This is a genomic window from Microbacterium hydrocarbonoxydans (genome assembly GCF_900105205.1).
Lineage (GTDB): Bacteria > Actinomycetota > Actinomycetes > Actinomycetales > Microbacteriaceae > Microbacterium > Microbacterium hydrocarbonoxydans.
The window spans coordinates 3278068-3294162 of record NZ_FNSQ01000005.1 but is presented as its reverse complement, the minus strand read 5'-3'; the positions used below and the strand labels follow the sequence as shown (position 1 = coordinate 3294162).

Annotated in this window: 7 protein-coding genes and 1 pseudogene; 7 read left to right on the top strand and 1 reads right to left on the bottom strand. The window is 69.7% G+C overall.

Translation table 11 applies throughout. The features are described from left to right. Window positions 1-144 precede the first annotated feature (144 nt). On the top strand, window positions 145-2262 hold the full coding sequence (gene recQ / locus BLW44_RS16030) for a DNA helicase RecQ (RefSeq protein ID WP_060928527.1): 2118 nt from the start codon (window positions 145-147) through the stop codon (window positions 2260-2262). A 42-nt stretch (window positions 2263-2304) separates the two neighbouring features. Here recQ and BLW44_RS16025 read toward each other — a convergent pair whose 3' ends face one another. Beyond that, window positions 2305-3582 carry a TetR/AcrR family transcriptional regulator gene (locus BLW44_RS16025; RefSeq protein WP_060928526.1) on the bottom strand — a complete coding sequence of 426 codons (1278 nt, stop codon included), beginning with the start codon at window positions 3580-3582 and terminating at the stop codon, window positions 2305-2307. Window positions 3583-3719: 137 nt separating this feature from the next. Between BLW44_RS16025 and BLW44_RS16020 the strand changes: the two genes are divergently transcribed. From BLW44_RS16020 to BLW44_RS15995, 6 genes and pseudogenes are all read left to right on the top strand, one after another. Beyond that, on the top strand, window positions 3720-5018 hold the full coding sequence (locus tag BLW44_RS16020; RefSeq protein WP_060928525.1) for an MFS transporter: 1299 nt from the start codon (window positions 3720-3722) through the stop codon (window positions 5016-5018). A 2-nt stretch (window positions 5019-5020) separates the two neighbouring features. After that, window positions 5021-6774 (top strand): annotated as a pseudogene (locus BLW44_RS16015) (glycoside hydrolase family 3 protein). A 309-nt stretch (window positions 6775-7083) separates the two neighbouring features. Next, window positions 7084-11751 carry a choice-of-anchor G family protein gene (locus BLW44_RS16010; RefSeq protein ID WP_074731909.1) on the top strand — a complete coding sequence of 1556 codons (4668 nt, stop codon included), beginning with the start codon at window positions 7084-7086 and terminating at the stop codon, window positions 11749-11751. A gap of 83 nt (window positions 11752-11834) precedes the next feature. Continuing rightward, complete coding sequence (locus BLW44_RS16005) at window positions 11835-12647, top strand: DUF5819 family protein (protein WP_245647489.1); 813 nt, start codon at window positions 11835-11837, stop codon at window positions 12645-12647. Then, complete coding sequence (locus tag BLW44_RS16000; protein WP_060928697.1) at window positions 12644-13846, top strand: HTTM domain-containing protein; 1203 nt, start codon at window positions 12644-12646, stop codon at window positions 13844-13846. The genes BLW44_RS16005 and BLW44_RS16000 overlap by 4 nt, the downstream gene beginning before the upstream one ends. A 156-nt stretch (window positions 13847-14002) precedes the next feature. Continuing rightward, the gene (locus BLW44_RS15995) at window positions 14003-16072 is read left to right on the top strand and encodes an acyl-CoA dehydrogenase family protein (RefSeq protein WP_060928696.1); all 2070 of its coding nucleotides are present in this window, start codon (window positions 14003-14005) and stop codon (window positions 16070-16072) included. Window positions 16073-16095 lie beyond the last annotated feature (23 nt).

The window sequence follows — 16095 nt, the reverse complement described above, 5'->3', positions numbered from 1 at the left end:
CGAGACTGTCGTGCTCACATTCGACAGTGGCGCGGAGTTGATCATCCACGCAATGCGAGCACGATCGTCGATGTTGGATCTGCTGCCCTGACACGGTTGAGACGCGAAGCAGCCGACGTCGGCGGGGGTCGTTACGCTGGAGGGATGCCGCAGACCCCCCGTGACCCGTACGAGGATCTGCCGTACGCGGACGAACCGTGGGACGAGGGAGGGTGGGAGCCCTCCGAGCCGCCGGAGCCGATGGATTGGGAACCGCAGGGCGCCGGTTACGAGCCGCCGCTCGACTGGGGCCAGGGCCCCGTGACGCCGGTCACCACCGCTGCCGGTCGGCCTGCCACGGGCGGTCGCGGCACCGTGGGTCGCGGCACCGCCGGTCGCGCTACAGCGACGGTGGCCCCGTCGCCCGCGCCCGCCAGGCGAGCGGCCCCGAGCCGGTATCCGACCGCGGCCGAGGCGCTGCACACGGTCTTCGGGTACGACGAGTTCCGTGGCGACCAGGCCGCCATCGTCGAGCACGTCATCGGCGGCGGCGATGCGGTCGTCCTGATGCCCACCGGTGGCGGCAAGAGCGTGACGTATCAGGTCCCTGCACTCGTGCGCGAGGGGACGGGTCTCGTGATCAGCCCTCTGATCGCTCTCATGCACGACCAGGTCGACGTGCTGCGCGCGAACGGCGTGAACGCGGCATACCTGAACTCGACGCAGGCGATCGACGAGCGCCGCGAGGTCGAGCGCGCCTATGTCGCCGGCGAGCTCGACCTCATCTACGTCGCCCCCGAGCGTCTCTCCTCGCCTCAGACGACCGCGCTGCTGCAGCGCGGGACGCTCAGCGTCATCGCGATCGACGAGGCCCACTGCGTGTCGCAGTGGGGTCATGACTTCCGCCCCGACTACCTCGCCCTCGGCGATCTCGGCGAGCGGTTCCCCGGCGTCCCGCGCATGGCGCTCACGGCGACGGCCACGCGCGCGACCCACCAGGAGCTGACCGAGCGGCTGCGCCTCGACGGCACCGACGGAAGGGCGAAGGCCGAGCACTACGTCGCCAGCTTCGACCGGCCCAATATCCAGTATCGGATCGTGCCCAAGGTCGACCCGCGCAAGCAGCTGGTCTCCTTCATCCGCGCGCAGCCGGAGGGATCGGTGGGCATCGTCTACGCCCTCAGTCGCAAGTCCGTCGAGCAGACCGCGACGTATCTCGCCGCGCAGGGCTTCGACGCCCTGCCGTACCACGCGGGCCTGCCCGCCGAGGTGCGAGCGGCTAACCAGTCGCGGTTCCTGCGCGAAGACGGCGTCGTGATGGTCGCCACGATCGCCTTCGGCATGGGCATCGACAAACCGGACGTGCGCTTCGTCGCGCACATCGACCTTCCGAAGTCCGTCGAGGGCTACTACCAGGAGACCGGTCGCGCCGGCCGTGACGGCGAGCCGTCGATCGCCTGGATGGCTTACGGCCTCGGCGACGTGGTGCAGCAGCGCCGCATGATCGACCAGAGCCCCGGCGATCGCACGTTCAAGATGCGGATGGGCCAGCACCTCGATGCGATGCTCGCGCTGTGCGAGACCGTCGAGTGCCGCAGGCAGAACCTCCTCGGCTATTTCGGTCAGGACTCGCAGCCGTGTGGCAACTGCGACACCTGCCTCGAGGAGACGGCGACATTCGACGGGCTGATCCCGGCGCAGAAGCTCCTCTCGACGATCGTGCGCCTCAAGCGGGAGCGCAATCAGTCGTTCGGCGCGGGTCATCTGATCGACATCCTGCGCGGAGCCTCGACCGAACGCATCCGTCAGCAGGGCCACGAGAAGCTCGCGACCTACGGCATCGGCGCCGACCTGTCGGATCAGGACTGGCGCAGCGTCGTCCGTCAGCTCCTCGCACGGGGCATCCTCGCCGCCCAGGGCGACTACGGCACGCTCGCGCCGGGCGAGCACGCCGGCGGAGTGCTCACGGGCGAGATGCCGGTACCGCTGCGCAAGGACACGATCGGGCGCCCCGCGTCCTCTCCACGCGCCCGCAAGGCGAGTGCGGCGGATGCGCTGGATCAGGCCGACCGCGGGCTGTTCGAGGCGCTGCGCGCTTGGCGCGCCGAGACCGCTCGCGAGCAGGGGGTGCCCGCGTACATCGTCTTCGGAGATGCCACCTTGCGCGCACTCGCCGAGCACCGCCCCGCATCGCTGGCCGACCTCGACGGCATCACCGGCATCGGCGCCAAGAAACGCGACGCCTACGGCGAGGGAGTGCTCGCGGTCATCGCCGCAGCCTGAGCAGCAGCTCCGCGGCGCTCCGCACGGTCGGCGCCGCCGGGTTCAACGCCGGGGGAGCACGTCGTCCAGATGGGCGCGCAGGAGTGCCGCGACGTCGACCGCCTCCCGGTCGTACAGCCACTGGTACTGCAGACCGTCCCAGAGCGCGACCAGCCAGATCGCCTCGTGCTCCGGGTCTCGGTGCGCGGGCAGGTCGCCGTCGCTCTGTGCGAGACGGAAGAGCTCGGTGAAGTAGTCGACCGCCTCGGCGAACCGCGTCGCGAAGTATTCGTGCGCCGGATGCGCAGCGGGCACCGCCTCGCACGACAGCACGGCGTACACCTCGATCAGTCCCGGCTCGTCGAGCGCGCTCACTCTGGCGCCATCGGGGATGCCGCGCAGCGCGTCGCCGGCCCGCTCGGCCAGCACGACCTCGGTGCGTGCCCTGATCGCCCGGTCGCGCTCGGACAGGACCGCGCTCAGCAGCAGCTCCTTCGACGGGTAGTGGTGCAGCAGCGTGGATTTGGAGACGCCGACGGCCTCCGCGATGTCTCGCAGGCTGGTGTCCCCGTACCCGTCCTTCGAGAAGAGCCGGGTCGCATCCGCGAGGATCTGCGTGCGTCGTCGACGCCCCGCCTCGTACCCCGTCTCCCGGTCGGCGTCCTGGTCGCCGCCGAACAGTGGAGGCAGGGGTCCGGCGGCGGCGGCCGCCGGGGCGGGCTCGTCCGCGTCCCGCCAGCCGTAGGGCAGCGCCCAGAGCGCCTCGCGCTCTTCGAGCATCTGGACGACGTCGACGCGATCCGGCAGATACTGCGAGATCAGCTGCAGGCCGTCCCAGCCCGCCATGTGACGGGTGGTCTCGTCGGCGACATCGCGGTCGGCGTCGACGGTGCCGTGCAGCGCCGCGTCCTCCAGCACTTCGGAGCTGAGCTGCCGCAATCGGGCATAGCGCTCCCGCATCCGCTCGTGCGCGGGATGCCCGGGTGCGGACGCCTCCCCTGTCAACGCGGCGAACAGCTCGAGGTAGCCCGGGGTGCGGGCGTTGCGTCTGGCGACGTCGGCGAAGATCAGCTCACCCGAACCGGATGCGGCGGCGATCAGGTCGAAGGCCCGCTCGTTCTCGGCCTCGAAGCCGGCGACGACCTCGGCGAGCAGTTCGTCCTTCGAGGCGAAGTGCCCGAGGAGCCCGGGGTGGCTGACCGATGCGGCCGTCGCGATGTCGCGGAGAGACGTCGCACGATAGCCATCGGAGACGAACAGGGCGCGGGCGGCATCGATGATCCGCTGCCTCGTCGCCGCAGCGCGGGTCCGGCGTGAGCCCGCCGTGGTCACCGTCGTCATCGCTGCCCCCTTCCCCTCTCATTCTCTCTCATTACCGCTCGGTCGACATTCACTTACCAAACGGTCGATATTCCGGTATTGTCATCCTCACGCCCGGTCGCAGAGGACCCGGCGAACCTTGCCCGAAAGGATCCCCCGTGACAGAGCTGTCATCGGCCGCCGCTGCGGCTGCCGTCGGTACCACCGGCTTCAAAGCGCCCGGCACCACCCCGTTCAAGACGCCGCGCGGCTACACGCCCGGCCTCGCCGCCGTGAACTTCGGCGTGTACCTCGCGCTGCTCACCCCGGTGATGGTGTCGATGGCGTTCAAGATCCAGCGCCTCGACCCCACCAACACCGAGGCCAGCCTCGGGCTCGTGATGGGGGTCGGAGCGGCATTCGCGCTCGTCGCCAACCCGCTCGTCGGGCGCCTCTCCGACCGCACGACCTCGCGATGGGGCATGCGTCGCCCGTGGATCCTCGGCGGGGCCATCGTCGGCCTCGGCGGCTTCGTGATCATCGGTGCCGCGACCTCCGTGCTCGTCGTGCTGCTGGCCTGGTGCCTCGTGCAGGCCGCCATGAACGCGGTGCTCGCCGCCGCCAACGCGACGCTGCCCGACCAGGTGCCGGTGACCAGCCGCGGCAAGGTGTCCGGCGTCGTCGGCATCACGACTCCGATCGGCATCCTCGCCGGCAGCTTCATCGTCAACTTCCTGCCGGGCGACTTCGAGCGCTTCGTGGTGCCGGGCGTCATCGCGCTGATCCTCGTGATCGTCTTCGTGCTGACGCTCAAGGACCGGCGCCTCACCGAGAAGCCCGCGACCCGCTTCACTGTGGGCACCTTCTTCGGATCCTTCGTCTTCAACCCCCGCAAGCACCCCGACTTCGGCTGGACGTGGCTGACGAAGTTCTTCGTGATGTTCGGCTACGCCGGGATCGCGACCTTCCTGCCGCTGTATCTCGTGACCCGGTTCGAGCTCGACGAGCAGGGCGCTGTCGGTACGATCCTCGTCGCGAACCTCGCCTCGATGGCGGCGATGGCGATCTCCGCACCGCTCGGCGGCTTCCTCTCCGACCGGATCGGCAAGCGTCGGCCGTTCGTCGCGATCGCCGGCCTCATCATGGTCGTCGGCCTGGTGATCCTCGCGGTGGCGCCCAGCATCCCGATCGTGATCGTCGCGCAGGCGATCATCGGACTCGGCGCAGGCTCCTTCCTCTCGGTCGACCTGGCGCTCGCGACCGAGGTGCTGCCGAACCCGGACGATGTGGCGAAGGACCTCGGCGTGCTGAACATCGCCAACGCCCTGCCGCAGTCGATCGCCCCCGCGATCGCACCGGGCATCATCGCGCTGGGGGCGGCCACACCGCTCGGCGGATACACCACCTGGTACCTCTTCGGCGCACTCGTGGCGCTCGCCGGCGCCGTGCTCGTCTACCGCATCAAGGGAGTCAAGTGACCATGACCGACGTGACGACAGCACGCCCCTGGCTCGACGCGAGCCTTCCGGTGGACGACCGCGTCCAGCTTCTCCTCGACGAGATGACCGTCGAGGAGAAGGCCGGGCTCTTCTTCCACACCATGATCGCGATCGGCGACCTCGATGAGGCCAACCCGATCTTCGGTACCCCGAGTGCCCGAGAGTTCATCGACGTCAAGCAGATGACGCACTTCAACCTGCTGGGGCAGCGCCGACGGGACGTGAGATCGCGGCCTGGCAGAACGAACTGCAGCGTCTCGCGGCCTCCACGCGTCTCGGGATCCCGGTGACCCTGTCGACCGATCCTCGGCACTCGTTCAGCGAGAACCCGGGGGCGTCGATCCTCGCCGGCCCGTTCTCGCAGTGGCCCGAGACGCTGGGCCTTGCGGCCACTCGCGACCCCGAACTCGTCGAGCGGTTCGCTGATATAGCTCGACAGGAATACACCGCGGTGGGGCTCCGTGTCGCCCTGCATCCGCAGGTCGATCTCGCCACCGAACCGCGCTGGGCCCGGCAGACGGCCACCTTCGGGGAGGATGCCGAACTGGCGGGTATTCTCGGAGCGGCATACATCCGCGGCTTCCAGGGAGCCTCCTTCGGCCAGGGCTCGGTCTCGACAATGACGAAGCACTTCCCCGGCGGAGGTCCGCAGAAGGACGGCGAGGATCCGCACTTCTCGTACGGCCGGGAGCAGGTCTACCCGGGCGGCGCCTTCGAGCTGCACCTGAAGCCGTTCCAGGATGCTCTGGCCGCGGGCACCCGCCAGATGATGCCGTACTACGGCATGCCCGTCGGCACCGAGTACGAGGAGGTCGGCTTCGGCTTCAACAGGTCGGTCATCACCGGGCTCCTCCGAGAGCGATTCGGCTTCGACGGCCTGGTCTGCACCGACTGGGGGCTGATCAACGACGCCGAGATCTTCGGGCAGCCGTTCCCCGCCCGCGCCTGGGGGGTCGAGCACCTCACGCCCCGGGAGCGGATGATCAAGGTGCTCGACGCCGGCGCCGACCAGTTCGGGGGTGAGGACTGCCCCGAGCTGCTGGTCGAACTCGTCGCGGACGGCTCGATCTCCGAGCACCGCCTCGACGTCTCGGCGCGGCGCATCCTTCGGGAGAAGTTCGAGCTCGGCCTCTTCGAGGATCCGTTCGTCGACGAGGACGCCGCCGACGAGATCGTCGGGCGAGCCGACTTCCGCGCAGCGGGGGAGGCGGCGCAGCGCGCCTCCATCACGGTGCTCACGAACACGGGCGCCCTGCCGTTCACGGTCGGCCTCAAGCTCTACGTCGAGGGCATCGACCCCGCGGTCGCGACGTCGTACGGCGAGGTCGTGGAGGATCCTCGCGACGCGGATCTAGCCGTCATCCGCATCCAGGCGCCGTTCGAGCAGCGCGACACCACCTTCGAGAACTTCTTCCACGCGGGATCGCTCGACTTCGCGGACGAGGTCGTCGATCACGTCCGCGAGCTCGCAGCGGTGGTGCCCACGGTGGTGGACGTGCTGGCCGACCGCCCGCCGATCCTGCAGCCGATCACGGACCTCGCCTCGGCGGTCACGGTGAACTGGGGAGTGTCCGGAGCGGCGCTGCTCGATGTGCTGAGTGGCGTCGTCAGCGCCGAGGGGCGGCTCCCGTTCGACCTCCCGAGGTCGATGCGAGCCGTCGTGGACTCCCGCCCCGATGTGCCGTTCGACACCGAGGACCCACTCTTCCGCTTCGGCCACGGGCTCTCGCTGTAGCCGTCTTCGGCAGCGTCGATCCCTCACCTCGAACCGCCCCGCAGGATTCGCTCCTGCGGGGCGGTTCTGCGTGCCGAGGGCGCATGCTTTCGTCCGGCTGATGCGGTCATCGGTGGACCACCTGTCGGCAGGTCCTCGATCGTGGGGTCGATTTGTCTCATCGTGTGACGGATTCTGAGTGTTCTCTGGACGATTGTTGGACTTAACCTGCGCGCCCCGTAATACTGTCTGGACATGCGCTCGGTCGACTCGTGTCGACGCCTGGGGAGGGCCTTGTGACGCGGAACATCTGCATCACGGGAGAGGCGAATGGAATTTCTGAGGGGGAAGACTCTGCGGCGACGCCGAGTCATCGGAGGAGGGCTCGCGGGCGGCACTGCCGCAGCGGTCATCCTCGCCAGTGCACTGGTGCCGACGGCGGCGAATGCGCTCGAGGCCGCAGAGCCGACCGATCCGTCGGTCGCGCAGGGGCAGATCGTCCAACTGCCGGCCGATCTGCTCGGCGGGCTCGACATCGCGGCGCTCGGTCACACGCTGACCAGCAATCCCGCGGCAGCCGGCCCGGAGCTCGGCGGCCTCGATCTCGACCTGCTCGAGGCGCTCAACATCGACGTGGGAACCCTGAACATCGCACTGCTGACCGACGGCACCACGCCGGGTCTGCTGCAGCTCGGTGACCTGGGAGCCGCGCAGAGCTTCAGCTCCTCGCCCACTCAGACGCAGTCGATCGCGTCCTCCGGCACGATCACCTCCGGTGGCGCCATCGACGCCGGCGCGATCGACGGCAGCGTGAACCCCGGCACCCTCGAGCTCACGGACCTCTTCGACCAGCTCACTGTCGCCGGCCTCACCGACGCAGTCCTCGATGAGGCCTCCGTGAGCATCGGCGCGCTCGCCTCTCGTGCCGACTCGACCACGGACACCGTGTCGTCCGAGTACCGCATCGCTGACCTCGGTCTCGACCTGCACAGCAACCTGGTCGCGGGCCTGTCGACGACACTCGCCTCGACGATCCAGGGCACGGTCACCCCGGTCAGCGACCTCGCCGGTCCCGGCGGTGCGCTCACCGGTCTCGTCACCACTCTCGTCAACACGATCAACGCGATCCCTGACGTTCCGCTCGTCGCGGCCTTCGAGGCGACCGGCGGCACGGTGGGCATCGCCGGCCTCGACACGGTCGGCCAGACCGTCGCCGACGAGGTACTGCTCGAGCCGCTCGAGAACACCACGGGCTCGGTTCTCGTCGACCTGAGCGACGGCACCATCACGGTCGACCTCGCCCAGATCCTGGTCGAGACCGGAGCGGGCGCCGACCTCAACTCGATGCCGGCGAACACGGCGGTGCTCTCCGCCACCACGATCGCCGCCATCCAACAGGGCATCACCTCCGCGCTGACCGGCACGCACCCCGAGAGTCTGAACGGCAAGGTCTCCTCGATCCTCGAGACCACGCTCGACTCACTCGTCGCGACATTGACGATCGGCGTCGACCTCACCAACCCGCTCACGGGAATCGACTTGGTCTCGGGCGACGTGACCGTGGTCGGCTCCCTCGCGCAGTTCGCGGGCACCGCCACTCCGGCACCGGTCGTCGACACCGACATCTCGCTCGCCGGTCTCAACATCGGCGCGCTGCTCAACCCGGTGGTCGGGGCTGTCACGACGGCGATCGCCGGAACCACGGGCCCCCTCGTGGACACGGCGCTCACGAGCGTCATCCCGCTGGTGCAGCCGGCTCTCGCCGCGCTCACCACTCCCGTGCTGTCGACTCTCGACCCGGTGCTGCAGGGTGTGCTGTCGGGCGTTGCGACCATCACCATCAACGAGCAGTCCAGTCCGGGCGACATCCCCGGCGACAGCTTCACGGTTCGTGCTCTCGGAATCGATCTGCTCCCCGCCGTCGGCGGTGGCGTGGAGCTCGACCTCGCATCGTCGACCGTGAAGTCGGCCGCGGCGGCTGTGGCGGCGATCGACGCGGCGGATGCGGTGCAGGCGGGCGCGACACTTCCCATCACCGGCTCCGGCTGGCCGGCGAACACCGAGATCTCCGTCCAGTTGACCGCACCGGGGGGCGCGGACGTGGGCGGACCCGAGACGGTGACCACGGACGGGACCGGCGGCTTCACGTTCGCCTACCCTGTCCCCGCATCGGCCGCGCCGGGCACGGGATACACGGTGACGGCTACGGACGGCACGAGCACGGCGACCGACACGACCGAGGTCACGGCGGCTCCCGTCGCGACCGTCGACGCCGCGGCGACCGTCCAGGCGGGCACCGACCTCGCCGTCTCGGGCACGAACTGGCCGGCGAACACCGAGGTGTCGGTGCAGCTGACTGCGCCCGGCGGGGCGACCGTCGGTGGTCCTGAGACCGTCACGACCGACGGCTCCGGCGCGTTCACGCTGGCCTACCCGGTCCCCGCGTCCGCGGAGCCGGGTACCGGATACACGGTGACGGCGACAGCCGGAGCGATCACCGACACCGACACGACCGAGGTGACGGCCGCTGCGGCCGTCGATGCGGCCGATACGGTGCAGGCGGGTACCGACCTGCCGATCACGGGTACGGGATGGGCGGCGAACACCGAGGTGTCGGTGCAGCTGACCGCACCAGGCGGCGCGGCGGTCGGCGGTCCTGAGACGGTCACGACCGACGGTTCCGGCGGGTTCACGCTGGACTACCCCGTTCCCGCCTCGGCGGAGCCCGGCACCGGTTACACGGTCACAGCGACCGTGGGTGGCCAGACCGCCACCGACACGACCGAGGTGACGGCCGCCGCGACCATCGATGCGGCAGCCACCGTCGAAGCGGGCACCGATCTCGCCATCACCGGCGCGAACTGGCCGGCGAACACCGAGATCACCGTGCAGCTGACGGCGCCGGGAGGCGCGAACATCGGCGGACCCGAGACGGTCACGACCGGTGGGCTCGGCGGATTCACGCTTGACTACCCGGTCCCGGCCGGCACCCCGGCAGGGACGGGCTACACCGTCACGGCGACCGTGGGAACGCAGACGGCCACCGACACCACGGAGGTGACCGCGGCGCCCGTCGTCGTGGATGCCGCTCCGCAGGTTCCGGCCGGAAGCAATCTGGCCGTCACCGGTTCCGGCTGGCCCGTGAGCTCCTCGGTGTCGCTGCAGCTGACCGCGCCGGGCGGCGGGGCGGATGTCGGCGGCCCGGTGACCGCGACCACGGATGAGTTCGGCGCATTCACGGCCAACTACCCGGTCCCGGCGGGGACGACTCCCGGTACGGGGTACACGCTGACGGCGACCTCCGGTGCGTTCACCGACACGGACACCACCGAGGTGACCGCCGGTGACCCGGGCGACGTCAACACGAACGCGGCGGCCTCGGCATCCGCTTCCGCAGACGCGACGGCAGACGGCGACCCGTCGGCACAGGCGGCAGCGGAGGCGGCGGCGCTCGCCGACGCGACCTCTGCGGCCTCGGCGGCGGCCACGGCCGACGCCACCTCTGCGGCGGAATCCGCAGCGACGACCGATGCGTCGGCGGCGGCGACGACCGATGTCACCTCGACGGCCAACGCCTCGGCGGCGGTCGCGGCGCAGGCGGCAGCACAGGCGGACGCATCGGATGACGTGAACGCCGACGCCTCGACGGCCGCGGAGTCCAACTCCGCAGCGTCCTCCGAGTCGGCAGCCACCACGGATTCGTCGACGGATGCCTCGTCCGAGGCCTCGGCCAACACGAACGCGGCCGCCTCGGCATCCGCATCGGCCAACGCAGACGCCACCACCGCGGCGGTCGCGGAGGCATCCGCGCAGGCGGCGGCCTTCGCCGACGCGACCTCGGATGCATCGGCAGCGGCCGACCCTGCGGCGGAGGCGGCAGCGGAATCGGCGGCCACGGCGACCTCGTCGACGGCGGCCACGGCCGATGCCACGTCTGAGGCCAACGCCGGTGCAGCGATCGCGGCACAGGCAGCGGCACTCGCCGATGCGACGACGGACACCGCGGCGGAATCCTCGGCGACGTCGGACGCCTCGACTAGCGCGGCATCGAACGCGAGCGCGGCGGCCATCGCCGACGCATCGACCGATGCCTCCGCTGATGCCGTCGCCGCGGCGGACGCCTCGGCGGAGGTCAACACCAACGCCTCGGCATCGGCAGCGGCCTCGGCACAGGCTGACGACGACAGCAACGCCTCGGTGGAGGCTGCGGCGGTCGCCGCGGCACTGGCCGACGCGACCAGCACTGCGTCGGCGGCAGCGGATGTCTCGGCGAACGCCGCGGCCTCGGCGGCCGCCACGGATGACGCCTCGACGGATGCCTCGACCACGGCCACGACGGATGCGAACGCCTCATCGGCGGCCGCAGCGCAGGCGGCCGCGCAGAACGATGCGACCTCCACCAGTGCGGCTGACGCCTCGGCGTCGGCGGATGCCGATCCGAACGCCTCGGCGGCTGCGGCGGCCAACGCATCGTCGTCGGCGACCGCGTCCGCCTCGGCGGCGGCCGATGCCTCCGCCTCGGCGACGGCTGACGCTTCGGCGGCGGCCACGGCAGAGGCATCGGCGTCGGCGTCGGCGGAAGCGGATGCCGCGGCGGACCCGAGCGGGGACATCGGGATCACCATCAAGGTGCCGGTGCTCGAGCGCGGTGAGCGGCAGACCGCCGTGGGCACGGGATTCCTGCCCGGTGAGTCCGTCAGCGGAGTGATGTCGTCCGAGCCGATCGCGCTCGGCACGCAGATCGCCGATGAAGACGGCACGGTCACCTTCACCTGGACGATCCCGGCCGGCACCGATCTCGGAACCCACACCGTGACGCTGACCGGAGTGACCTCCGGCAGCGTGGCGGCCACGTTCCAGGTCGTCGCGACAGGCCTCGCCACGACCGGTGGCGACGTCCAGACCGGATGGCTCGCGCTGGCGGCACTGCTGCTGACGCTGGGTCTCGGGGTCACGAGGATCGCCAGGTCGCGACGGCCGATGGTCCAGACGGAGTAGATCGCAGTGCAGGTGCGCTGAGGTCGGGGTCGCCACAACGGCGGCCCCGGCCGACAGCCGCGAGAGGGATGTGGATGGGCACGATGAGCAGGACCTCGCCGAACCAGGAGCACGCAGACGTCGCCGATGCGACGGTCGCCGCGCGTCCGCGACCGACCTGGTGGGTGAAGCTCATCGCCTTCGCGGCCTGTCTCCTGACGCTCTGGCACGTGGGCGCATCGTTCCTGTGGATCGCTCCCTACTCGGCGCTGCGGGAGATCCCCACTCAGCAGGTTCTCGCGAGCTACATGCTCCCGATGTTCGGTCAGTCCTGGAGCGTCTTCGCGCCGGAGCCGATCAACGGCGACTACCACTTCAACGTCCGCGCCGTCATCGAGAAGGACGGCGAGGAGATCGAGACCGGCTGGGTCAGCGCGACCGACGTCGAGCTGTCGATGATCAGGTACAACCTGTTCCCGCCTCGCGCCGGCATCCAGTCGAGCGAGGTGGCGAGCGGTCAGATGAACGCGTACAACAAGCTGAACGCCGACCAGAAGGCGGTCGTCGGGCTGGACTTCGACGAGGCCGAGTGGGAGGACTGGATGGTCCGCTCCTTCGACGAGCTCGAGGGCGAGAACCCGTCGACCGAGACGTACATGGCCGAGGAGCACCTCTCCACCGCGTACGCCACTCAGGTCGCCTATGCGATCTGGGGAGCGGATGCCGTGGTCAAGGTGCAGTACCGGGTCAGTCGGCAGAACGTGGTGCCGTACGCCGACCGCAACGATCCGAGCGCGCAGCGCCCCGATCCCACCTTCTCGACGACGGGGTGGCGCCTACCTATAGAAGAGGAAGGGCAGAGTCGCGAGAACTTCGCGAACACCTTCCGTGGGCAGTTCGAGAGGATCCAGCCGTGAGCGCGCCCACCAGGACGGCGCCCCGGAAGCCCGCTCGCACTTCTCCCGCATCCGCTCCCGACGCCCCGGTCACGACCCCGGACTCTCCGGACGCTCCCGCGACCGCCCCCGCGAAAGCACCCGTGCATGCCACCCCGCCGCGCTCGTTCGTGACCAGACTGCTGAGCTTCGTGTCGGCGATGATCGCCGGTCTGTGGTCGATGGTGCTCTCGGGCATCGATCGGATCTCGGCGTTCGTGGGCGACTGGCTCTTCAACGGCAAGAAGGCGCTCTACGGCTTGGCCGTGACGCGCATCCTCTTCGGGGTCACGGCGATCGGTCTGCTGGCGGCGAACTTCGGCACGCGCCTGTACACGTTCGGCTCCGGTTCGGCCTGGAACGGCGAACTCGCCGAGCCCGTCAGCGACTTCCCGAAGATCTGGCTGTTCAGCGCCTTCCACGCGGCGATGGGCAACGACGTCCTCTACACGGCGCTCTACCTGCTGCTCGGCGTCCTCGCCGTGCTGTTCGTGCTGGGCTGGCGCTTCCGCATCGTCCTTCCGGTCTTCTTCTGCCTATGGGTGGGCTTCATCGAGGCCAACGACATGGTGGGCGACCAGGGCGACAACATGTTCCGTATCGCGTTGCTGCTGCTCTTCTTCGCCGACCCGGCAGCGCGCTGGTCGCTCGACGCCCGGCGACGGGCGAAGAGCGGGGAGTGGTTCGCTCCCGACAGCCAACCCGCGCTCCTGGGCACCATGTTCCACAACCTGGCACTGGTCGCGCTGACGGCGCAGGTCTGCTTCGTCTACGCCTCCGGCGCGCTGTACAAGGCGGGAGGCGATCCCTGGAAAGAGGGGTACGCCGTCTACAACCCGCTGCAGACCGCCCGCTTCGGCACGTGGCCGGTGCTCAGCGACCTCGTGACCGCGTGGGGGCCGATGGTGGTCGCGGCGACCTGGGGTTCCATCATCCTGCAGGTGGCGTTCCCGCTCATGCTGCTCACGCGCCCGACCCGACTGCTCGGGCTCGTCGGCATCCTCTCGTTCCACATCGGCATCGGTGTCCTCATGGGCCTGCCCTGGTTCTCTCTCACCATGATCGCGATCGACTCGATCTTCATCCGCGACCGGACCTGGGCGCGACTGAGCGCGGGGACGAAGCGTCGGTGGGAGCAGGCCAAGACGGACTCGCCGGGCGCCGTGCCGGCCGAGACCTGACCGGCGGACTGTGGTGAGGCGCGGACTGTGGTCTGACGACAACACCGCGGGGACTCGTGCCGGGACGTCGTTGGAGGATGGATACAGGGCACTTCGCTCCTGGTTGTGGCAGACCTACCATGGAGGCATCCCTACTTCCCTCTGAGAGGAACGCTCATGGTCGACGCCGCCGTCCGTCCGAAGACGACCCGCCCTCACGCCGCCAGCACCGACGCCGAGCTGTCGATCGACATCGCCCGCGTCACCGATCTGCTCATGGGCACGTGGGCCGACACCCGCCGCGAGGCGCGCGAGATGATCAAGGACTCGGCGTTCTGGCGCAAGGACGAGCTCGGCAAGGACGAGCACCGCGAGCGCGTGCTCAGCCAGCTGCACCTCCTCGTCGACAACAAGGCCGTGCACCGCGCGTTCCCGAAGTCGCTGGGCGGCGAGGAGAACAACGGCGGCAACATCGCCGGGTTCGAGGAGCTCGTCGTCGCCGACCCCAGCCTGCAGATCAAGTCCGGAGTGCAGTGGGGACTGTTCGGGTCGGCCATCCTGCAGCTCGGCACGACCGAGCACCACGAGAAGTGGCTCCCCGGCGTGATGGACCTCTCGATCCCCGGCGCCTTCGCGATGACGGAGATCGGACACGGCTCCGACGTGGCGGCGGTCGGGACGACCGCGACGTACGACCCCGATACCGAAGAGTTCGTCATCAACACCCCGTTCCGCGGAGCGACGAAGGAATACCTCGGCAACGCGGCGCTGCACGGGATCGCGGCGACCGTCTTCGCGCAGCTCATCACGAACGGCGTCAACCACGGCGTGCACTGCTTCTACGTGCCGCTTCGCGGAGAAGACGGCGTCGATCTTCCGGGAATCGGTCGTGAGGACGACGGACTCAAGGGCGGCCTGAACGGCATCGACAACGGCCGGCTCAGCTTCGACCACATCCGCGTGCCGCGTACGAACCTGCTCAACAAGTACGGTGACGTCGCCCCAGACGGCACCTACTCGAGCGCGATCGACAGCCCCGGTCGCCGGTTCTTCACCATGCTCGGCACTCTGGTGCAGGGTCGGGTCTCGCTCGACGGCGCTGCGTCCTGGGCATCCGCTCTGGGCTTGAAGATCGCCATCACGTACGCCACGCAGCGGCGCCAGTTCGACGGAGCCGATGGGCAGGAGGTCGTGCTGCTCGACTACGGCAAGCACCAGCGCCGCCTGCTGCCCCGACTCGCCACCACCTACGCGCAGATCTTCGCGCACGACGAGTTCCTGCAGAAGTTCGACGGAGTGTTCTCCGGCCGCACCGACACCCCCGACGACCGCGAGGACCTCGAGACCCTGGCCGCCGCGCTCAAGCCGCTGTCGACCTGGCATGCGCTCGACACGCTCCAGGAGGCGCGCGAGGCCTGCGGCGGTGCCGGCTTCATGTTCGAGAACCGCCTCGTCGGACTCCGCGCCGACCTCGACATCTACGTCACCTTCGAGGGTGACAACAACGTGCTGCTCCAGCTCGTCGGCAAGCGTCTGCTCACCGACTACGGCAAGCAGTTCACGGGCAAGGATGCCGCGGCGCTGGCGAAGTTCGCCGTCGGGATGACGGCAGGCAAGGTGTTCCACGGCGCCGGGCTGCGTCAGTTCGGCCAATCGGTCGTCGACCTCGGCCAGGTGGCGCGTTCGGTCGAGAACGGGCTGCGCGAGGAGCAGCAGCACCAGCTCCTCGCCGAGCGTGTGCAGCAGATGGTCGCGGACATCGCCGGTCGTCTGCGTGCGGCCGGCAAGGACAAGGCGCTCGGGGCGCGGCTGTTCAACGAGAACCAGGCCGAGCTGATCGAAGCGGCTCGCGCACACGGCGAGCTGCTGCAGTGGGAGGCGTTCACCGATGCCGTCCACCGCATCGACGATGCCGACACGAAGAAGGTGCTCACCTGGCTGCGTGACCTCTTCGGTCTGCAGCTCATCGAGAAGCACCTCGCCTGGCATCTGATCCACGGCCGACTGTCGACGCAGCGTGCGGCGGCGGTCTCACGCTACATCGACCGCCTGTGCGCGCGCCTCCGCCCCCACGCCCTCGATCTCGTCGACGCGTTCGGCTACGAGCCGGAGCACGTGCGCGCACCGATCGCTTCCGGCGCGGAGCGCGAGCGGCAGGACGAAGCCCGCGAGTACTACGCGGCGCTCGCGGCCTCCGGCGACGCTCCCGTGCAGGAGAAGGCGCTGAAGAAGAACGCGAAGCGCTGACGGCGGGCGCTGACGCAGCGCTG